The sequence below is a fragment of the Kribbella sp. NBC_00889 genome (genome assembly GCF_045207705.1).
Taxonomy (GTDB): Bacteria; Actinomycetota; Actinomycetes; order Propionibacteriales; family Kribbellaceae; genus Kribbella.
In genome coordinates this window covers 1,075,666-1,096,192 of record NZ_CP108783.1, presented here as the reverse complement: position 1 = coordinate 1,096,192, position 20,527 = coordinate 1,075,666, and the positions used below count along the sequence as shown (strand labels likewise).

Here is a 20,527-nt window from a genome sequence, read left to right as displayed (position 1 = left end):
GACGAAGGCGATGACTCCTTTCCGCACCGCTCAGCCGCTGGCCTGGGCCTTCCACCGCGGTACTGCCCGCCGACGATCCGACAACCCGCAGGTGCTCCAGCCGCAGCCGGAGCCGGGGCGTGAGGACCCGTCGGCTCCGTGGATCCGGTTGCCGCCAAGCCTGCGGGTCGCCGCGCCGCTGACCGACCTGGTGCGCGGACGGGTGTCCTGCCGCGTGTTCCGCAACGAGCCGATCGGCTTCGCGGAACTGGCCACCCTGCTGCGGTCCGGGTACGGCGTCACTGGCGCGACCGACGACAGCACACTGCTTGACCGGGCGGTGCCGTCCGGCGGCGGGCTCTATCCGCTGGAGGTGAGCCTGCTGGTGCGGTCGGTGGACGGCCTACCGGCTGGGATCTACCACTACGTTCCCCTCGCGGACGGTCTGGAGCGGGTGCACGGTGAAGCGGTCCCCGCCCCGCTGGTCCGCTACCTGTTCCTGGGCCAGCCGTGGGCGGCCGAGGCCGCCGTCGTCCTTGTGTTCTCGGCCGTCTGCCGACGCAGCCTGGGCAAGTACGGCGACCGCGGCTACCGCTACCTGTTGCTGGAGGCAGGGCACGCGGCGCAGAACGTCGTGCTCACGGCGACCGGGCTCGGACTCGGCTCGGTCAACCTCGGCGGCTTCTTCGACGACGAACTGTCCGGGCTACTGCGTCTCGACGTCGAGTCCGAGATCGTCTTGTACGGAGCGGCCGTCGGCCACCCAGCGCCCGGCCACCGCAACGCCCGCCGAGGCCTCGACCGGCTGACGGGCTAGTCGTCGGCGTTGGTCGACGATTCACGAAGTCGGATGGCGAGGGCAGCCACCTCGCGACGTGACGTCGTTCCGGTCTTGTGCAGCAGGTTCGACACATGCACGCTGACCGTCTTCTCGCTGATGAACAGCGATTGCGCGATCTCGGCGTACGTCCGGTTGGCCACCAGGTGGGCGAGCACCTCCTGCTCCCGCTTGGTCAGGGATCGGAAGGGTGCCGCAGGTTCGTCGTCCGTCGGCGCCGATGGCTCGCCGAGCTGGATCTTGCCGAGGCCGGCCAGCGTCTCCACCTGCTGCCGCAGGGGAATCGCGCCGACTTCGACGGCGAAGCGGTGCGCCGACCTCAGCGGTACGGCGACGACGGCCCGCGCAGCCCTCTCGGCGAGCAAGGCCTGTGCCCACCGCCAGGACGCGACGGCTTCCTCCCACCGAAGTCCCGCGACACCGCAGCGGCGTGCGGCGTCCTCCCAGGCACCTGAGGTCGGCGTCTTCGCCGTGCATCGTGCCACCTCGGCGGTGAACAGCGCCCGCATCGCCGGTTGGATCAGATCCTCGGAGGTGATGACCTCGAACGGCGGCGGCGACAGCCGTGCGCGCAAGGCCACAAGGTCATCGAGCTGTGCGCGCGTCTTCCGGAGGCTTCTGCCGTCACGCCGGTCTCGAGCGGACTCCGCCAGATCGGCAGCCGCGCGCGCACCCCACATCAGCATCTCGTCCGCGTCGCGGGGATCGGCGATGTGGGTGATCAGCGTGCGCGACAGCAGGTCGAGAGCCGCCTCCGCGTGACCCGTCGCGAGCAGGTACTCGGCCAGGACGGGCGGCGCAACCAGCCCGAGACGCTCCTCCAGTGCCGGGATCAGCTCGTTGGCCCGTTGCAGGTGCATGCCCGCAACGTCCAGGTTCCCCTGGCGGATCGACAACGACGCCGCGCTCAGCCGAACCATCGCGCTGGGGCTCGGCAGACAAGCCAAGGCAAGCCCCTGCCGGGTGACGTCGCTGCTCTCGGCGAAGCGTCCGAGGATCAACAGGTCCTTCGCCAGGACTCCGGCCGCGAAGACTGCCGACGACAGCGCCCCGACATCGAGCGCGAACCGGAGGAACTCCGTTGCCGGCTCGACGCATTCCGCGACACCACCGCGTTGGAGCAAGTAGTTGCGCCGGGCCACGAGGGTCCGCCACAGCACATCCGGATCGCCGGTCTTCCAGGCCGAGCGCAACGCCGTCGCAGTGTCCGCATCGGAACGCTCGTTGCGCAGATCCGCGCATCCGCGGGCCGCGTAGGCGAGGCTGAGTGCCGCACTGGATCCGACGCGCTCCGCAGCCAGGACCGCCTCCTCGGCATGTTTCCGCGCCGGCTCGGCCTCGTTGTTCCAGGCTTGCCGCCAACTGAGGCCGGCCAGGGCTTCGGCGTACTCCGCGCTGTCGGGATACGGCCGGCTCAGCTCGACCGCTCGCGTGGCCTCGGCGATCGCCTCGTCGCTCAGCCTGCCGGTTGCCCAGGCCGAGTCGGCCCATCGCCGCCGCAGCCTGCTGGCGCGAAGCGGGTCGGTCCGCTCGTCCACGAGTTCGAGTGCGCGGCTCCACGCCGCGAAGCTCGCCTCGCCTTCGCCGACCAGTTCGTTGGCTCGCGCGACGCGCTCCAGCAGGTCGCCTTCATCCGCCCGGCCGGCTGAGTCGGGGCCGTGCACCGTCGACCACAGGCGGGCCGCGCGGCGGAGATGGATCGCCTCCTCGCGTCGCGAAACGATGCCGTTCGCGAGGTCGGCCGCACGCAGCGACGCCTCGAGACAGGATTCCAGGTCGTGCGCGCCCTCGTAGTGCAGAGCCAGGTCGCCTTGCCGCTGGACCTCGTCGGGACCGGTGGCGGTGCGGGACTCGAGCGTCTTGGCCCAGGCGGCGTGCACGGATTCCGCCTCGCCCGGCACGAAGGTCGCGTACAGCACCTCCGCCAGCAGCGGATGCCGGAACCAGCACATGTCCGTACCCTGCGCCACGCTGATCCCGGTGTCGACTGCCTCGACCAGCGCGTTCGTCAGGGCCTCGGGGCCGATCCCTCGCGTCGCCGCGACCTCCCGCAGGTTGTCGATCGATGTCGGCCGTCCGGCCACCGCGAGCGCCCGCATGACTTCACGACCCGGCGCCGACAGCCGATGCCAGGCAGCAAGCAGGGCCGCCCTCAGCTCCGCCGGCAGATCGGCGGGCAACTCCTCGTCGCCCACGGTGATCCCCTCCAGGAGCAGTTCACTGAGATACGGATTGCCGTCGGACCGTAGTACGACGTCGTCCACCAGGCGATGGTGCGGGTGATCGCCCAGCAACAGCGCGAGCTGCTGCTCGGTCTCGTCCCAGGTCATCCGGTCCAGCCGCAGGCCGGTCACCGACGGCATCCGCCGGAGGTCCGCCAGCCAGCTGTGGATCGGATCACCGGTGCCGAGCTCCTCATCCCGGTAGGTGGTCAGAATCGCGAGCTGTTGGCTACGGAACCCGGCGATCAGATACGAGAGCGCATCGCGGGACGCAAGGTCGGCCCATTGCACGTCGTCGATTACGAGAACCGCCGGTCGATGCGAAGCGATCGCCATCACGAGTGCATCGACCACGGACAGGAGCCGGATCGCACTGCTGGAGGTGTACGCGTTCAGTGATGGCACGAGCCCGCCTGCGGCTGGGACATCGGCGAGTACGTCGGCCAGCTCGCGGGGATCGGCCGACTCCGCCCAGCCTTCCAGTGCGCTGATCAGCGGACCGTACGGCGAGTCCACCGCGCCGAAGCGAACGCACCGGCCCCAGAGGACCGCCACGCCGCGGGCCGCGGCCTCGTCAGCGGCGACTCGGACCAGGCGAGTCTTGCCCACGCCCGCCTCTCCGTGTACGAACACCGCACACGGCCGTCCTTCGGCAGCCGCCCGGATCGCCGCTCCGAGCATCCTTCGTTCCTCGGCCCGACCGGCGATTCGGGGTGAGCGTAAGACCCCCGCCCCTCCCACAACCCCCAGTCTGCGCCCGCGACGCCGGGCTGTCGCTGTATATACCTGTGCGCACGATCAACGTGGATCAATATGTGTGCACACGATCACTGCGACTGCCCGGCCGGGTTCGGCGTTCTCCGGGTCTCCGGATGCAGGTCGAAGACCACCCGCGCCGGTGCCACCGGGTCGTACTTGATCGGGACCCGCTGACCGGCGTACGGGACCTGGCCCGGCAGCGGGTACCGAACATCGTTGCGAATCAGTGAGGTTCCCACCGGGAAGCGGACCAGTAAGAACGTGCGGTGGCCGGCCCGCAGTACCGAAAGCACCTCGGCGTCCACCTGGCGCCAGTTCGCGGACTCGAGTTCGAGGTCGTCGAGCCCGGGGTCGGGCTGGCTGATCAGGGCCAGAAGCCCTGCCCCCACAACCAGCCCGACGCTTGTCAGCACTGCGATCGTCCACATCGACTGTGCCTCGTCCCGCGGAATCCGGACGGCCTGGTCAGCCGGCCAGTGCGTGGCGACGCCGGTACAGCCACATGCCGCCGAAGGCGACGGCCGCACCACCGAGTGCGGAGGCACCAGACTGCAGGGCCTCGACACCGTTGTCGTCCGACAGACTCTGGGCCGCCACGGTCTTCACGGCAGGCACTTCGTAGGCCGGGTCGTAATTCGGGTAGTTGTACTCCGGAACAGTGGTCTCGGTTCCCGGGTAGCCGGTGCCTTCGTCCGGCCAGTCGGGCGGTGCCCCTGGGCCGGCCTGAGACACCGACGCGGCGGCGGGCTCCTTCGGCAGGGCGGATGCCTGAGGCGTGGTGAGAACGACTGCGCCCATCGCGACCGCGGACAGTGCGAGGACGGTGTACTTGCGGTTCATGATTCCTCCGTGAATTCGGCGGCGGCGGGGATCGCCGCTCTTCCTTCACAGTCGGCCTCAGCAGCCCCCGGCCACATCGGGGGTAACCCCTCAGAAATGCAGTGCTACCCCTCAGATTCGGCCAAGCCGCGGACCGCTGTTCTGAGGATCGGCAGAAGTGGCTCCTGGATCCGGTGTGGAAGTGGACCAGCGACCTGGGCCGATCCGCGCCTAGGTTGGTGACATGAGCACAACGACGCGGCGGGTGAAGCTCGCCAACCTGGTCCCGGACTTCTACCAGGCGATGATCGCGCTGGACGCGGTCTCCGACGCCGGCATCGATCCGAAGCTGGCGAACCTGATCCGGATCCGTGCCTCCCAGCTGAACGGGTGCTCCTACTGCACCGACATGCACTCGCTCGACCTCCTGCACCTCGGTGACGACCAGCAGCGGATCTCGCTGCTGCCGGTCTGGCGGGAGGCGCGCAAGTTCTACACCGAGGAGGAGCAGGCCGCGCTGGCGCTGACCGAGGCGATCACGCTGATCAGCGTCGACCACGTCCCGGACGAGGTCTACGACCTGGCAGCGAACGTGTTCGGCGAGAAGGACTTGGCACAGTTGATCGCCTTGATCATCACGATCAACATGTGGACCCGGGTCGGGGTGACCGGAAGGATGGAGCCCGGCCACTACAAGCCGAGCTGAGCCGCGAGATGACATCGGGAGCGGAGAGGTTCCGGGCCTTGCATCACGGCGGTACGCCGCTGATCCTGCCGAACGCCTGGGATCCGGTCAGTGCCAGGATCATGGCCGAGGCAGGCTTCCCCGCGGTCGCGACCAGTAGCGGCGCGGTCGCTCGCGTCCTCGGGTACGACGATGGTCAGCTGACCCCACCGGCGGAGATGTTCACCGCGGTCGCCCGGATCGCGCGGGCGGTCGACATACCGGTGACTGCTGATCTGGAGGCCGGCTATGGCCTGGCGCCGAAGGAGTTCGCCGAGCGCGTGCTCGACACCGGTGCGGTCGGCTGCAACCTGGAGGACTCGGTGGACCGCGTGCTCACCGACCCGGCCCGGCAGGCCGACTACCTGGCCGAGGTCCGCGCCGCCGCGGGAGCGGACCTGGTGATCAACGCACGGGTCGACGTGTTCATCCGTGGCGGTGGAGTGGCCGACGGCATCGCCCGCGGCCGGGCGTACCGCCGCGCCGGCGCCGACTGCGTCTACCCGATCATGGCGCCGACCGACGTCCTGGCCGAGGTCGTCGAGGGCATCGGCGGCCCGATCAACGCGCACGCCGCCGTCGGCGGGCCCACTCCTGCCGAGTTGATCGCCGCCGGCGCGCACCGGATCTCCTACGGCACCAGCATCCACACCCACCTGATGAACAGCCTGCGCGAACTGCTCCCCTCACTCATGTAGGGCCCTGAGTGCGTAGACCAAGGCCCAGTCCTGGTCGTTGGCCAAGGGGTCCGCGACATGGGCGGGCTGTCCGTTGACGCAGCTCGGGTACACGAAGGCGCAGGTCGCCGAACCGTCCGCTGAGAAGTTGACCAGGTTCGCGCGCAGGATCGAGTCCGTCGCGGCGTCCAGCCAGGCCGCCGTCGACGGCTCGACCAGTTCCCGCGGCCAAGCGGCGTACACGGCCGCACTGAGCACCGACCAGTAGTGCGGGAAGACGTCGCCCCACAACCGCAGCCGGCCGAACCAGTACCCGTCCCAGTGCCGGATCGCCACCTGCCGCAGGCGTACGTCGGGCTGATCGGCGGCGAACGCGGTCAGCCAGGGCAACCGGCGGTTCAGCTCCGCGCCGTCGATCTCGTCCGGCGCCATCCGGTACGCCGCTACGAGTAGCTCGAGCAGGGGCGCGACCATGGACTGCTCGTAGTTGACCTCGTGCGGCGGCAGCTCATCGCCGTACTCGATGAACTGCCGTGCATGCCGGATGAGGTGATCCCGCATCCCGAGTTCGCTCAGCAGCGGACCCAGGTCGAAGGCGAGGAAGTGATCCCCGCCGAGTTCGTAGTACCGGTCGAGAATGCGCGCGGCACCGGTCCGATCACCCTGCCCGAGCAGGAACCTCGCGAACCATGGGAAGTTGTACAGCCGCACGCGATCCTGGTGGAAGCTGTCGTCCTGGACCGTGCCGTTCTCGTCCACCACATGCTCGCGGACAAAGCGCTCGTACCCCGCCAATGCGTCGTCCAACTCGGCCCGATCACCCCAACCGCGGTCACGGACCTCCTGCAGCAGGAGTGCCATCCCGATCCGTTCGCGCGCATCGGACCAGTCCGCCCACGCACCTGACAACACAGTGAGCCCACTGTCGTTGTCGTACGGCACGAAGGCGTACTGCCGACTGTCCGCGAGCTCCGGCCGACGCTGCCGCTCGAGGATGAACCCGACCCGCCGCTCGGCGATCTCGCGCAGCGGCTGATGGAACAGTACGGCGATCCGCGCGGTCCGCTTGCCGTCCGTCGCCTCGACATGCACCAGACCGGGCTCGTCGCTCGTGACCTCACTCGGGCCGTCTCCGGTGAGCTGGATCGCCTCCCCCACCTCGGCGGCCAGCCGGTCCGCGCCGATGAGCGGCTGCCGATCCGCATGGAATCCGGGCAGGTCGTCGTACCAGGCCAGCTGCCAGGTCCACCGGTACGACGCTCCCGGGGCGAGCGTGATCGGCGGCTGACCGCCCATCGCGTGCGGCGCGCGAGCGTGGTCGGTCGGGTGGAGGTAGATGTGGCCGCGAAGGTTGCTGCTCGTGCCCGGCTCGCGTGACTCCACCGAGTAGGCCCACAGCTCGCCCTCCTTCAGCTGCAGACCGAGCCCGGGACCGCTGCCGTCCATCGGCACCGCCCACACCCACGCATCGGCGCCACCGGTCCACACATGCGCATGCACAGCCCCCGTCAGGCTTTCCTGGCTCGAGCGATAGATGTCGCGGTACGGCGTACTGATCGCGATCGACCCGACCGTCGTCGGCTCGGCCCCGGCGTTGCGGAGCTCGTAGGTCTCCGTCCACTGGTCACCGAATCGGCGGCCGACGCGCAGTTCCAGCTCACCCAACTGGTAGAGCAGGTCGAGCCCGGTCTGCCGCCAGCGCACGAGCGCCGGGTTGTCGAAGCGGTGGCTGCCACGGTCCGTGATCACGAAGCCCTTGCCCCACGCGTGCAGCGTGTCGTGCACGGGGCCGGGATCGAGCAGGACCCGCCGACCGTCCGGGTGAACGACCTGCTCGACCGCCCCGTCGTCGCCGACCTGGACCATGCCCGCACCGAATCCGAAGATTTCCACGATTCGCCACGCTACCGATGTCGAGAAGCGTCCGGCGGCTTCGTCCCCCTGATGACAGCACCTCCTCAGTGGAAGGATCACCATCATGACCAAGGACGAGATCGCCGCGATTCTGGCCAAGCCCTACGCGCAGGAACTGATCACCGGCCCCGAGCCGGCCCGGTTCGCGTACGACGGACTCGATGGCGACCCCAGAGTGATTCCGATCGGCTTCTGGGTCGAGGGCGACAAGATCCTGATGGCCACCGTGCCGAAGTCGGCGAAGGTCGCTGCCCTGCGGAAGAATCCCAAGGTCGCGCTCACCATCGACACCGGAGCCTTCCCGCCGAAGGTCCTGCTGATCCGCGGCAGCGCCGAGGTCGAGCTGGTGCCCGGCGTCCCGGAGGGCTACCTGCTGGCCGGGCACAAGGTGACGACCGACGAGCAGTACCCGGACTGGGAGGCCGGAGTGAAGGCTCTGTACGACGAGATGGTCGTCATCACCGTCACCCCGACCTGGGCCAAGCTCCTCGACTTCGAGACCACCATCCCCAAGGCAGTGGAAGACCTCATCAAGGAAAAGTCGAAGAGCTAGCGACGTGGCAGCTGCAGCCTCGACGCCGTCGCCTTCATGATCGTAGGTCAGTGCCAGAACCACCAGAACGACGAGCACGCCCCGCCACACCGATCGCGCAAGCACGCGATCATCGGACCCGCCTTTCTGCACCAGATCCGTACGCCGGGGCCGCCGCCGAACGGATCTCGTGCACAGAGTGACCAACCCCGCAGACGCGTGGGCGCCGGGCCGCTGGGCTGGTGGCCGGGGAGGGCCGGCGGTTAGTCGGTGACTGCGCGGCTGAGGAAGACCGTGGCGATGAAGGTGCGGAAGAGGTGGAGCGGGTCGTCGTTGCGGATGGCAACGACTCGCTCGTCCACCTTCTCCACGTCACGGAGGGCACAGGCCAGGTCTGCGAAGGCCTGGTTGTGGAAGCGGACGGTCAGCTCGGCCGGCAGCGTGATGGTCGGCAGCGTGAAGCCGGCCAACCGGCGCAGTGCGCGCTGTGCGCCGTCCCGGATCAGCTCCCGTGCCGTCTCCGGATGCACCGACCGGGCGGCGTTGTGCGAGACCGACTCCTTGACGACGACCGACTCGATACCGGGGCAGAACGGTTGCGCCTCGTCGATCGTCACCCGGTCGCCCGAGATGAGTACGACCGGAACCCCGTACGCCAGCGCCACCAGAGCGTTGACCCCGGCCTCGCCGGTGAGAGTGCCGTTCAGCCGTACTTCGGCGATCGCCCGCGGGTTGTAGGTGTGGAACAGCACCGAGGACGTCGAGCTCGCCGACCCGTGGTACGAGATGAACAAGGCCGCGTCGAAGGAGTCGTCGAGGCCTTCCATCATGTACAGCGGCTTGTGCCGCCCGGACAGGTAGCCGGCCCGGCCGTGGAGCTCGTCCGGGCGGAGATTCTGCATCGTCGAATGCGAGTCGTTGACCAGGAACTCGGTCGCGCCGGCGGCCAGGGCGCCGTCGATCGCGGCGTTGACCTCCGCCTGAAGCTGTCCGCGGTAGTACTCGTACTCCTGAGCAGGACCGCGGACCTGACCCCAGTCGACGACCCCGGCGGTACCTTCCATGTCAGTGGAAAGGAACACCTTCAAGGGTCAGGACCACCACTTCTGGCCGAGCGCCTCGTCGGTCCGGCCGGTGGTGTCGAGGGCGTCCAGCGCGGAGACGGCCTCGTCGTCGAGTTCGAAGTCGAAGACGGCGAAGTTCTCCTCGATACGCTCCCGATGGGTGGACTTGGGGATGACCGACAGGCCCTTCTGGACTGCCCACCTGATCAGGACCTGTGCCGGTGTGTGGCCGGTGGCAGCCGCGATCCGCGCGACCACCGGGTCGCCGAGGTGGCGGCCGGTTCCCAGCGGGCTGTACGCCTGGGCGACGATACCTGCGTCCTCGCACGCCGCAAGCAGGGCAGCGCGGTACTCGAACGGGCTGAACTGGATCTGGTTCACGGCCGGCTGGATCTGGCTCGTCTTCAGGAGCTCCTGGATCTCCGCGGCGCTGAAGTTCGAGATCCCGATGCCCTTGGTCAGGCCGGCTTCCACGGCCGCTTCCATCCCGGGCCAGGCCCACGTCGGCCCGCTCTGCGGCCAGTGGATCAGGTAGAGGTCGAGGTAGTCGGTGCCGAGCCGCTCCAGGCTCTTCTCCGCCTCGGCACGCGGGTCCTTGCTGCCCGGGTAGAACTTCGTGGTGAGGAAGATTTCCTCCCGCGGGATCCCGCTGCTGCGGATCGCCCGCCCCACACTCGCTTCGTTCCGGTACGCCTGAGCCGTGTCGATCAGCCGGTAGCCCATCTCGAGGGCCCACTCGACCGCCCGCTCCGTCTCGGGCCCGTCCGCCGCCTGCCAAACCCCCAGCCCGAACACCGGAATCGCCGTACCGTTCGAGAGCGTGAGAGTCGCCTGAGCACTGTTCGCCGTCATGTACTCCTTCTACCACGCCTACAGTTTGTGGGCGTGCCGGATCACCTCGACGACATCGGCCATCATGCCGGTGAGGTCGTAGTCCTTGGGGGTGTAGACGGCGGCTACGCCGGCGGACCGGAGTTCCCGGGCGTCGGCGTCGGGGACGATGCCACCGACAACGACCGGTACGTCGTCCAGGCCTGCCGCGCGCAGGCCGGACACGACCGCCGGGACGAGTTCCATGTGTGAGCCGGACAGGATCGAGAGGCCGACGCAGTGGACGTCCTCGGCGACCGCGGCGGCGACGATCTGCTCGGGCGTCAGCCGGATGCCCTGGTAGATGACCTCGAAGCCGACGTCGCGGGCGCGGACGGCGACCTGTTCGGCGCCGTTCGAGTGGCCGTCCAGGCCGGGCTTCCCGACCAGGAATCGCAGGCGGCCGCCGAGCTCCTCCGACGTGGCGGCGACGTTCTCGCGTACGGCGGCGATCGCTTCACCGCCACCGGAGACGCCGACCGATCCGGTGACCCCGGTCGGAGCGCGGTACTCGCCGTACATCTCCCGGAGAACCCCGGCCCACTCCCCCGTGGTCACGCCCGCGCGAGCGCACTCGAGCGTGACGGGCATGAGGTTGTCGGTGGTCTTCGCGACCGCGCGCAGCTTGGTCAGCGCAGACTCGACTGCAGCCGCGTCGCGGTTGGCGCGCCACTCGCGCAAGGACGACAGCGCTGCGCTCTCAGCGGCGGGATCGACGGTTTGGATCGCGGTGTCCAGGTCCGCAGTCAGCGGTGACGGTTCGGTGTTCTCGAACTTGTTCACCCCGACGACGACCTGTTCGCCCGACTCGATCCGCTGCCAGCGTTCGGCGTGCGATGCGACCAGGGCCTGCTTCAGGTAGCCGCTCTCGACCGCGGCGACCGCACCACCCATCGCCTGCACGCGATCGATCTCCTCGCGAGCACCGTCGACCAGCTCGGAGACCTTCGCCTCGATCACGTGCGATCCGTCGAAGATGTCGTCGTACTCCAGCAGGTCGGACTCGTACGCCAGTACCTGCTGCATCCGCAGCGACCACTGCTGGTCCCACGGCCGCGGCAGACCGAGCGCCTCGTTCCAGGCCGGCAACTGGACCGCACGGGCGCGGGCGTTCTTCGACAGCGTGACGCCGAGCATCTCGAGCACGATCCGCTGGACGTTGTTCTCCGGCTGCGCCTCGGTCAGGCCGAGCGAGTTCACCTGGACGCCGTACCGCAACCGCCTGGCCTTCGCGTCCGTCACGCCGTACCGGTGCAGCGTCAGGTCGTCCCAGAGCCGGACGAACGCGCGCATCTTGCAGGTCTCCTCGATGAACCGCACCCCGGCGTTCACGAAGAACGAGATCCGCTGGACCACGTCGCCGAACCGCTCCGGCGGCACCTGGCCCGCGTCCCGGACCCGATCCAGTACGGCGATCGCGGTCGACAACGCGAACGCGAGCTCTTGCACCGGCGTCGCGCCGGCCTCCTGCAGGTGATAGCTGCAGATGTTGATCGGATTCCACTTCGGGATGCTGGCGACCGTGTAGGCGATCACGTCGGTGGTCAGCCGCAGCGACGCCTCCGGCGGGAACGCGTACGTGCCACGGGACAGGTACTCCTTGACGATGTCGTTCTGCGTAGTCCCGGTCAGCTCATCGGGCAGCGCGCCCTGCTCCTGGGCAGCCACCTGGTACAGCGCGAGCAACCACATCGCCGGCGCGTTGATCGTCATCGAGGTGTTCATCTGCGCGAGCGGGATCTGGTCGAACAACGCCCGTACGTCGCCCAGGTGCGCGATCGGTACGCCGACCTTGCCCACCTCACCCTTGGCCAGCGGGTGATCCGCGTCGTACCCGGTCTGGGTCGGGAGGTCGAACGCGACCGACAGACCGGTCTGGCCCTTGGCCAGGTTCCGCCGGAACAACGCGTTCGACTCAGCGGCGGACGAGTGGCCAGCGTACGTCCGCATCACCCACGGTCGATCCTTCTCGGTCGCCATGTACCCGAGAGTAGGACTCTGTTCCCTTGTGAGTCGCGACCTCGTGACCGGTGTCACCAGGCGGTTAGGTCACATTCACGCGCCGATGGGAAGCGGACTCCGCTCGACCCGCAGGACCCGGTGCAGCCGGGTGACCGCGAGGATCCGGATGACCGAGGGCATCGGGTGCCACAGGACCAATTGCCGCCCGAGCGACTGCGTCCGGCGGTGGGTGGCGACGAGCAGGCCGAGACCGGTGGCGTCGACCGCGTCCACCCGTTCGAGGTCGACGATGACGTCGCCCACCGAGGTGTCGATGACGGTGTTCAGGGTCTGACGGACGTCGCCGACGGTGCGGACGTCCAGGATGCCGGTCAGTTGTACGACGTTGTTCGGGGTCGGTGCGAGCATGTCCGTGCCCTCCGCTCTTCCGGCGGCCCCCGAGTCATCGGCCGCGTGGCAGCGTGTCCAGCTTGTGATCGTAAAGACTCCCTGGGGACACGGAAGGTTGCCAAGACCTCGCGACCTTTTATTTCGCGAGACAATGGTGTCCGTGTTCGGTGAGGAGTACTTCGTCTTTCCGGTCGTGGCCATGGCCCTGGCCGGGCTGATGGTACTGCTTTGCCGCTGGGCTTTCTCGAAGGCCAAGGGCGGGTCGCTGGTTCGGCGGGTCGATTCCCGTCCCGCCGAGCGCGACGCGTTCGGGTTGCTGATCGACGTCCGGACCGTGCGGACCTACAACGAGGCGCGGGTCAAGGTCTCCATGCTGAAGGACTTCGGCATCAAGGCGACCGCGGCCCGGACCAAGGACGGCTGGACCGTCTACGTGTGGCCGAACGACGAGGCCGCCGCCCGCGGGCTGCTCGACACCCACTGACCTTTCTCCCGCACGCGTGTCCTCCGGAGAGCGCTCTCGCGCGTCTATCCGCGGGGGTCAGGAGATCGAGGCGGGGTCGCGAGAAGGGGTCTGGGGACATCGGGCAAGAAGTGGGTGAACCGACCGGAGACACATCAGACGCGAGGAGTTCGATGACGCCCGACGTGGCCCTGGCCACCCTTGCGTTCCCCAGTCGGCTGCCGGCTGCCGCCGTACCTGCGGAAGCGGACGAGGACGGGTGGCTGCTGGAGGTGTCGGTGGGGGAGCCGGACCGGTTCACGCTGATCTTCGACAAGTACTTCCCGCAGGTGCACGGGTACGTCGCCCGCCGGCTCGGCCCCGATGTCGCGGACGACCTGGCGGCGGAGACGTTCCTGATCGCGTTCCGGCAACGGGACCGGTTCGACCGGGGCAGCGGGGTGGTGCGGGCGTGGTTGTACGGCATCGCGACCAATCTGATCCGCCGGCACCGGCGCGACGAGGTCCGCGCGTGGCGGGCGCTGGCGAAACTCCCACCGCCACTTCCGGTGACAGGAGCCGAGGAGCGAATCGCCGCGCAGGTCACCGCCCAAGGTACGAGGCGCGAACTGGCCGCCGCGCTGGCGAAGGTCTCGGCCAAGGACCGCGAGGTGCTGCTGCTCGTCGCCCTGGGCCAGCTCACGTACCACGAGGTGGCCGCGGCGCTCGGGATCGCGTATGGCACGGTCTGCTCACGCCTGTCCCGGGCCCGCCGCATCGTCCGGGACTCACTCGGCCACAACCCCACTGGAGGTGACGCCTGATGAACGAGCTCGAATCGGTCCGCAAGGCGTTCCCCTCGGCTGATGCGCCGTCCGCGGAAGCCACCGGCACCGCACGACAGCAGCTCGAAGGCCTGATCCGCGAGGAGCCGAGGCCCAAGCGGTGGCTGCTGGCCGCTCGGGCCGGCTGGGTGGGAACTGCCCTCACCGCTGCGACCGCGGTAATCGCTGTCGTCGCACTGGGTACTCCGCTGGTGCGTGGCACCGGGGACGACGCCGGAGTGGCGCCGGCGACGATCAATCCGACACCGCCCCGGTTGGCGAGTGCCGGCGAGGCGCTGCTGGCGGCGGCGGTGCAGCAGGAGAAGGACGAGAAGCTGTCGGGCCGGTTCTACCGGGTACGCAGCCTGCAGATCGGGCCGCCCGTACGGGTGGGGAACCCGAAATACACGGTGCAGGGGCGGTCGATCATCGAAGGCTGGATGCCGATGAAGCCCAGGACCGAGTCTTGGTTCGGATGGGCTGGACTCGGTTACCGCCCGGTCACCGCGACCGACACGGCCAAGTGGCGCGCGCAGGGATCACCGACGAGCTGGCAGCTGCAGGGCGGCGACACCGTCGAGATGCACGCGATGGCACCGATGGTCGACGAGAGATCGTTCCAGGACGTCCCCCAGGGCTACTACCTGACCGGTACCGAGCCGCTCAGCGCTCAACAGATCGCGGCGCTGCCGACCGATCCGGTCAAGCTGCGCGCACTGCTCGCCAGTGGCGCCGACCGGCGATCGAGTCCGGCGGAGCGGAACTACACCGTGTTCGCCGCGGCCGGACAGCTCCTGTTCGAGACCCCGTCACCGCCGAAGCTCCGCGGCGCGGCACTTCGGGTGCTGGCCACCCTGCCCGGCACCCGGATCCGCACCGGCGTCAAGGATCCGATCGGTCGCACCGGCACGGAGATCACCATCGACGTGAAGGGGCAACCGAGCGGCAGCGCGACGATCATGGCGCGCGGGCGTACGGCGTACATCATCGACACCGCCACCGGCCGGCTGCTCAGCTCGAGCATGGAAGGCCTGAAGGTCGGGTCCACCGTCGTCCTCCAGTCCGGCTGGACTGATCAGAAGCCCGTAGCGCCGTCCCCGGTCGTGCGCTGACCGGTCTGTACCGCCGGCCAGTGCGCGGTCACGGAACATATGCGTTGTAACGCCGAGTGCTGCCACTGGAGACCTTCAAGCTCTTCAACGTCCAGGGGGCCGCGCCGCACTCGTTCCTGTACGGGCTGCACTCCAACCGGCTCCCTGTACCGGTACACGGTCGGCGAGTGAAGTAGGGGTTGCGGGCGGCGTCTAATGTCGGGGTATGGGGATTCTGCTGGAGCTGGATCTGACCCGGGGTGTACTCGAGACGCCGCCTGCTTCGCCGGTGGCCGCGTTCCGCGCGCGGCATCTGCCGACACTGCGTGAGCTGGTGGCGGCGTTGCGGAAGGGCGCGCGAGACGACGAAGTCGTCGGCCTGGTCGCGCACCTGGGCGGGCATCGGTTGTCGCTCGCCCAGGTGCAGGACCTGCGCGAGGCGGTCGCCGACTTCCGGACGTCGGGCAAGACCGCCCTGGCCTGGACGGAGTCGTTCGGCGAGGTCGGCGGCGGCACCGTCCCGTACTACCTGGCGACCGCGTTCGACGAGATCTGGGTGCAGCCGTCCGGTGACCTCGGCATCACCGGCGTCTCCGTGCAGGCGGTCTTCGTCCGCGGGGCGCTGGACAAGGCCGGAGTGATTCCGCAGTTCGGCAAGCGGCGTGAGTACAAGACCGCCGCCGACACCTTCACCGAGAAGGAGATGACCGCTCCGGCGCGAGAGATGGCGTCCCGGCTGGCCGAGTCCGCGTTCGAGCAGATCGTCGAGGGCATCGCCGTACGACGACGGCTGGACACGGCTCGAGTGCGGGAGCTCGTGAACACCGCACCGCTGTCCGGACAGGCCGGACTGGACGCCGGACTGGTGGACCGCCTCGGCTACCGGTCCGACGTGTACGACGCTTTGGAGAAGGGGCTCGGCGAAACCACCAGACTGCTCGCCGAGCGGTACATCCGCCGCGGCCCACGCACGCTGGAGGAGCTCCGCAAGGTCCTCCCCTGGCCGCAGAAGCCGATGGTCGCTGTCGTGCGCGTCTCCGGCGGCATCAACGTCGGCCGCAACTCCGGCAGCCCGCTCGGCGGTCCCAGCTCCGGTTCCGACACGGTCGGCGCCGCGCTGCGTGCCGTGGCCGAAGAGGACAAGGTGAGGGCCGTCATCCTGCGAGTCGACAGCCCGGGCGGCTCGTACGTCGCCTCGGACGCGATCCGCAACGAGGTACTGCGGCTGCGGTCCACCGGGAAGCCCGTGATCGCATCGATGGGCACAGTAGCCGCGTCCGGCGGGTACTTCGTCGCGATGCCGGCCGACGTGATCGTCGCGCAACCCGGCACGATCACCGGATCGATCGGCGTACTGACCGGCAAAGGCGTCGTACGGGACGCGCTGGGCCGGATCGGGATCACGCAGGAGGCCGTGTCGGAGGGTGAGAACGCGCGGATGTACTCGGCGCAGGAGGAGTTCACCGACGAGCAGTGGGCCCGGTTGGAGGAGACGCTCGACCGCATCTACAAGGACTTCGTCGCCAAGGCCGCCCTGGACCGTGGTCTCCCCGAGGAGCAGTTGGAGTCCCTGGCTCGGGGTCGGGTCTGGACCGGCGCCGACGCTCACGACCGCAAACTGGTCGACGAGCTCGGTGGCTTCCAGCACGCGCTCACTCTGGCCTGCGACCGCGCCGGTCTGGACCGCGACGAGGTCGCCCTGGCGACCGTCCCCCATCGCAACCTGCTGGAACGCCTACGCCCGCCGACAACCACGGACGACCTCGCTGTGACCGCGCAACCGCTGACTCTCGACGGGCTGACCACCAGTCTCTACAGCGCTCTGGGCCTGCCGCCCGCCGGTCTGCTGCGGATGCCGCTCAACTGGCAGCTGGGGTAAGTCTCAGGACTTGCGCTCGCCTCCGGGGACCCACAGGACGTCGCCGCCGGAGGACAGGTTGGCGACGCGGCCGAGGATGAACAGCAGGTCGGAGAGACGGTTCAGGTACTGCAGGGCGAGCAGGTTGACCGACGGTCCGTGGGCTTGGACCGCGACCCAACCGGCGCGTTCGGCCCGGCGGACCACAGTGCGGGCGACGTTCAGGTACGCGGCGCCCGGCGTACCTCCGGGGAGGATGAACGAGCGGAGCTTGGTGAGGCGGTTGTTGTACTCGTCACACCAGCCTTCCAGGCGGTCGACGTACTCCTGGGTGATCCGCAGCGGCGGGTACTCCGGGTTCGGCGTGATCGGGTTGCACAGGTCGGCGCCGACGTCGAACAGGTCGTTCTGGACTCTGGTCAGCAACACGACCAGCGTGCTGTTCAGGTGACCGGCCGCGATGGCCACGCCGATGGCGGAGTTCGCCTCGTCCACCTCGCCGTACGCCGCCAGCCGCGGATCGGTCTTCGAGGTCGTCGAGTTGTCGCCCAGGCGGGTCTCACCGGCATCACCGGTCCGGGTGTAGATCCGCGTCAAGTTCACAGCCATGGAAGGACTCTACGCATGTCCGGGGACACCGGTTCGCTACAGTCGGCGGGTGGAACGGTTTCGGATCGCGGGTGAGGCACGGCTCGAGGGAGCCGTGCAGGTCGCTGGAGCGAAGAACAGTGTGCTCAAGCTGATGGCGGCCGCCCTGCTGGCAGAAGGTACGACGACGCTGCGGCAGGTACCGGGCATCCTGGACGTGGCCTTCATGGCCCAGTTGCTGGAGACGCTCGGCTGCGAGGTCACGGTCGACGCGGACGCGCAGCTGGCGACGATCGCCGTACCGCATGAGGTCCGGTACCAGTGCGACTACGAGCTGGTGCGCAAGCTGCGGGCGTCGATCTCGGTCCTCGGACCGCTGCTGGCCCGCTGCGGCAAGGCGGAGGTGGCGCTGCCGGGTGGCGACAACATCGGTTCGCGCGGACTGAACATGCACGTCGCCGGCCTGGAGGCGATGGGCGCGAAGGTGCACATCGAGCACGGTTTCGTGATCGCCGAAGCACCGCAGGGCCTGCACGGCACCGAGGTCTGGCTGGACTTCCCCAGCGTCGGCGCGACCGAGACGATCATGATGGCCGCGGTGCTGGCCAAGGGCACCACGGTGATCGAGAACGCGGCCCGCGAGCCGGAGATCCAGGACATCGCCGCGATGCTGGTCGCGATGGGGGCCCAGATCGACGGCGCCGGCACACCGCGGATCGAGGTGAGCGGCGTGGCCGGTCCGCTCAACCCGGTCGACCACACCGTCGTCGCGGACCGGATTGTGTCGGGGAGCTGGGCGTTCGCGGCCGCGATCACCAAGGGTGACGTGACGATCACCAATGGACACGCCCACCATCTCGAACTGCCGCTGGACAAGCTCCACAAGGCCGGCGCCGAGATCACAGTGCTGAACCCGGGCTTCCGGGTCCGGATGGACGACCGGCCGAAGCCGGTGGACGTGGTGACGCTGCCGTACCCGGGCTTCGCGACCGATCTGCAGGCCTTCGTGATCGCGCTCAACGCGCTGAGTGACGGCGCGGCGATGGTGACGGAGAACCTGTTCGAGGGCCGGTTCACCTTCGCGCAGGAGCTGACCCGCCTGGGTGCGCAGATCCAGACCGACGGGCACCACGCCGTGGTCCGCGGCGTACCGCGGCTGTCGGGGGCTCCCGTCGTGGCGAGCGACATCCGGGCCGGCGCCGCGCTCGTGCTGGCCGGGCTCGCGGCCGAGGGCGAGACGCTCGTCTCCGCCGCTCACCACGTTCACCGCGGCTACACGGACTTCGCCGGCAACCTCCGCCGCCTCGGCGCCGACGTCACAGTCGAGCCCGACGACGCGGAACTGTACTGGAACTGAACCGGACTTTCCTGCGCACTCTTGTGGCACTCTGCTCCGTCGACGCTCTGGGCCGGGTTAGGGTCCTGGCATGAGTGAGCGCGTGATCAAGCCCCTGGGCCGTGGATTCCTCTTCCTGGACTCGCATCCGGCCGGCTGTGCCCAGGTCGTCCGGGACCTGGCCGGCCAAGTCGAGCGCCGTGCACCAGAGCGCCGTACCGCGCTCGTCATCGGCTCCAGTTCCGGCTACGGTCTGGCCGCGACCATCGCGGGCCTCGCACGCTATGGGATCGACGGGATCGGTGTGTCCTTCGAGAAGGCACCGACGGCTCGGCGTACGGCGACCGCGGGTTGGTACCGCACAGCCGAGACGGCTGTGCTCGCGGCCGAGTTCGGTCGAGACTTCCGCTTCATCAACGCCGACGCGTTCGCGGACACCACCAAGGACGAGGTGCTCGGGCTGATCGCCGAGCGGTTCGGCGGGGTCGACCACCTGATCTACAGCGTCGCCGCGCCGCGGCGGGTCGATCCGCGGACCGAGGAGACGTTCCAGTCGGCGATCAAGGCGATCGGCGCACCGCACACCACCAAGAGCCTGGCCTACGAGGACGGGCAGCCGGTTCTGCAGGAGGTCGGGATCGAGGTCGCGACCGAGGACGAGATCGCCCAGACGGTGAAGGTGATGGGCGGCGAGGACTGGGCTCGCTGGATCTCGGCGCTCGACGAGCGTGGGCTGCTGAAGCCCGGCTTCACCACGGTCGCGCTCACCTACATCGGGTCCGAGCTGACCGGGCCGATCTACCGGCAGGGTTCGATCGGCGCCGCAAAGGCCGACCTGGAGCAGACCGCGGTCACACTCGCCAAGGACGGCGTGAAGGCGATGACGTCGGTGAACGGTGCCGCCGTGACCCAGGCGTCGTCGGCGATCCCGGGCATTGGTCTGTACGTCAGCCTGCTGCACAAGGTGCTTGGCAAGGAACTGCAGACTCCCGTGCAGCAGTCGGTCGCCCTGTGGGATCAGCTGACCGGCGAGACACCGCTCGATCTCGACGACGAGGGCCGCATTCGACTCGACCGCTGGGAGCTGGCCGACGACGTGCAGGCGGCCGTTCGCGCGCAGTGGGAGTCCGCGACGCAGGACAACATCGCGGACGTTGCCGACACCACCTGGTTCCTCGCGGAGGTACGGCGCCTGTACGGCTTCGACGTACCGGGGTCCGACTACGAGGCCCCCACCGAGGTCGACGTCACCTGGCCCTAGCCTGGCCTCTCGGGAAGGCTAAGCCTGAATCCGTGGACAACCGCAGTTCGTTGCCGAGGGCACCGGTAGCGCGATTCGTACCTGCTGCCGGATGACAGTGGCCGTTGTGCCGCCACCCCCGGGCGCGGCGGCAGGTGGCTGGGATTCTGACCGGGCCCACTCCCCTGGGGTGCCGTTCGGGGAGGGTACCTACCCCGATCCGGACCGTTCGGCTCCCCAGATGGAGATGTTGATGGATTGGGGAGGCTGCCGGGCGTGCTGGGGAGCCGTCGTCTGCTGATCCGGGAAGCCCGCGTCTGATGACCCACTGGCGGGTTATGTCATCGCTGGCGGCATACGAGTGCGCTACCGGCGACATAACCGGGCAGTGGGAGCGC

General features: G+C 68.9%; 19 protein-coding genes. 10 read left to right on the top strand and 9 right to left on the bottom strand.

Annotation, left to right across the window (positions count from 1 at the left end; all coding sequences use genetic code 11):
- Positions 1 to 10 precede the first annotated feature (10 nt).
- Entirely contained in the window at positions 11 to 796 is a 786-nt protein-coding gene (locus OG817_RS05415; RefSeq protein WP_406052548.1) for a SagB/ThcOx family dehydrogenase, read from the top strand.
- On the opposite strand, the gene OG817_RS05410 is transcribed toward OG817_RS05415, so the two are convergent.
- The 3 genes from OG817_RS05410 to OG817_RS05400 all read right to left on the bottom strand — a co-directional run bounded on the left by OG817_RS05410 (position 793) and on the right by OG817_RS05400 (position 4,638).
- Positions 793 to 3,780, bottom strand: coding sequence for an AAA family ATPase (locus OG817_RS05410; RefSeq protein ID WP_406052546.1), 2,988 nt, complete (start codon positions 3,778 to 3,780; stop codon positions 793 to 795). The genes OG817_RS05415 and OG817_RS05410 overlap by 4 nt on opposite strands.
- An 86-nt stretch (positions 3,781 to 3,866) precedes the next feature.
- A complete protein-coding gene (locus tag OG817_RS05405) occupies positions 3,867 to 4,226 on the bottom strand; it encodes a hypothetical protein (protein WP_360440306.1) in 360 nt (119 codons plus the stop codon).
- 37 nt (positions 4,227 to 4,263) lie between these two features.
- The gene (locus tag OG817_RS05400; protein WP_396393851.1) at positions 4,264 to 4,638 is read right to left on the bottom strand and encodes a hypothetical protein; all 375 of its coding nucleotides are present in this window, start codon (positions 4,636 to 4,638) and stop codon (positions 4,264 to 4,266) included.
- Between the two features lie 223 nt (positions 4,639 to 4,861).
- On the opposite strand from OG817_RS05400, the gene OG817_RS05395 reads away from it, so the two are divergent.
- Both OG817_RS05395 and OG817_RS05390 read left to right on the top strand, forming a co-directional pair.
- Positions 4,862 to 5,323, top strand: a complete 462-nt coding sequence (locus OG817_RS05395) for a carboxymuconolactone decarboxylase family protein (RefSeq protein ID WP_360440300.1) — start codon at positions 4,862 to 4,864, stop codon at positions 5,321 to 5,323.
- An 8-nt stretch (positions 5,324 to 5,331) separates the two neighbouring features.
- Positions 5,332 to 6,039 carry an isocitrate lyase/phosphoenolpyruvate mutase family protein gene (locus OG817_RS05390; protein WP_406052544.1) on the top strand — a complete coding sequence of 236 codons (708 nt, stop codon included), beginning with the start codon at positions 5,332 to 5,334 and terminating at the stop codon, positions 6,037 to 6,039.
- On the opposite strand, the gene OG817_RS05385 is transcribed toward OG817_RS05390, so the two are convergent.
- Positions 6,028 to 7,911 (bottom strand): hypothetical protein, encoded by a 1,884-nt coding sequence (locus tag OG817_RS05385; protein ID WP_406052543.1) that lies wholly within the window; start codon positions 7,909 to 7,911, stop codon positions 6,028 to 6,030. The two genes, OG817_RS05390 and OG817_RS05385, sit on opposite strands and share 12 nt — an antisense overlap.
- Positions 7,912 to 7,996: 85 nt before the next feature.
- Between OG817_RS05385 and OG817_RS05380 the strand changes: the two genes are divergently transcribed.
- On the top strand, positions 7,997 to 8,485 hold the full coding sequence (locus tag OG817_RS05380) for a pyridoxamine 5'-phosphate oxidase family protein (RefSeq protein ID WP_360440291.1): 489 nt from the start codon (positions 7,997 to 7,999) through the stop codon (positions 8,483 to 8,485).
- Positions 8,486 to 8,727: 242 nt separating this feature from the next.
- Here the strand turns inward: OG817_RS05380 and OG817_RS05375 are convergent, their stop codons facing one another.
- From OG817_RS05375 to OG817_RS05360, 4 genes are all read right to left on the bottom strand, one after another.
- Positions 8,728 to 9,546, bottom strand: a complete 819-nt coding sequence (locus tag OG817_RS05375) for a M55 family metallopeptidase (RefSeq protein ID WP_406052541.1) — start codon at positions 9,544 to 9,546, stop codon at positions 8,728 to 8,730.
- Positions 9,547 to 9,555: 9 nt separating this feature from the next.
- On the bottom strand, positions 9,556 to 10,380 hold the full coding sequence (locus OG817_RS05370; protein WP_406052540.1) for an aldo/keto reductase: 825 nt from the start codon (positions 10,378 to 10,380) through the stop codon (positions 9,556 to 9,558).
- 18 nt (positions 10,381 to 10,398) lie between these two features.
- The gene (locus tag OG817_RS05365) at positions 10,399 to 12,378 is read right to left on the bottom strand and encodes a protein meaA (RefSeq protein WP_406052539.1); all 1,980 of its coding nucleotides are present in this window, start codon (positions 12,376 to 12,378) and stop codon (positions 10,399 to 10,401) included.
- A 75-nt stretch (positions 12,379 to 12,453) separates the two neighbouring features.
- Entirely contained in the window at positions 12,454 to 12,768 is a 315-nt protein-coding gene (locus OG817_RS05360; protein ID WP_360440276.1) for an STAS domain-containing protein, read from the bottom strand.
- A gap of 133 nt (positions 12,769 to 12,901) precedes the next feature.
- Between OG817_RS05360 and OG817_RS05355 the strand changes: the two genes are divergently transcribed.
- From OG817_RS05355 to sppA, 4 genes are all read left to right on the top strand, one after another.
- On the top strand, positions 12,902 to 13,234 hold the full coding sequence (locus OG817_RS05355) for a hypothetical protein (protein ID WP_396393845.1): 333 nt from the start codon (positions 12,902 to 12,904) through the stop codon (positions 13,232 to 13,234).
- A gap of 152 nt (positions 13,235 to 13,386) precedes the next feature.
- Positions 13,387 to 14,016 (top strand): RNA polymerase sigma factor, encoded by a 630-nt coding sequence (locus tag OG817_RS05350; RefSeq protein ID WP_406052536.1) that lies wholly within the window; start codon positions 13,387 to 13,389, stop codon positions 14,014 to 14,016.
- Positions 14,016 to 15,128: a CU044_5270 family protein gene (locus OG817_RS05345; RefSeq protein WP_406052534.1), complete on the top strand. Its 1,113-nt coding sequence runs from the start codon at positions 14,016 to 14,018 to the stop codon at positions 15,126 to 15,128. Before OG817_RS05350 ends, OG817_RS05345 begins: the two co-directional genes overlap by 1 nt.
- Positions 15,129 to 15,333: 205 nt before the next feature.
- Positions 15,334 to 16,986 (top strand): signal peptide peptidase SppA, encoded by a 1,653-nt coding sequence (sppA, locus tag OG817_RS05340; RefSeq protein ID WP_396393842.1) that lies wholly within the window; start codon positions 15,334 to 15,336, stop codon positions 16,984 to 16,986.
- Between the two features lie 3 nt (positions 16,987 to 16,989).
- Here the strand turns inward: sppA and OG817_RS05335 are convergent, their stop codons facing one another.
- Positions 16,990 to 17,574, bottom strand: a complete 585-nt coding sequence (locus OG817_RS05335; RefSeq protein ID WP_396393841.1) for a cob(I)yrinic acid a,c-diamide adenosyltransferase — start codon at positions 17,572 to 17,574, stop codon at positions 16,990 to 16,992.
- A 49-nt stretch (positions 17,575 to 17,623) separates the two neighbouring features.
- Here OG817_RS05335 and murA point away from each other — a divergent pair, with 49 nt between their 5' ends.
- Positions 17,624 to 18,910, top strand: a complete 1,287-nt coding sequence (murA, locus tag OG817_RS05330; RefSeq protein WP_396393840.1) for a UDP-N-acetylglucosamine 1-carboxyvinyltransferase — start codon at positions 17,624 to 17,626, stop codon at positions 18,908 to 18,910.
- A gap of 70 nt (positions 18,911 to 18,980) precedes the next feature.
- Positions 18,981 to 20,150: an enoyl-[acyl-carrier-protein] reductase FabV gene (fabV, locus tag OG817_RS05325; RefSeq protein WP_406052531.1), complete on the top strand. Its 1,170-nt coding sequence runs from the start codon at positions 18,981 to 18,983 to the stop codon at positions 20,148 to 20,150.
- Positions 20,151 to 20,527: the final 377 nt, after the last annotated feature.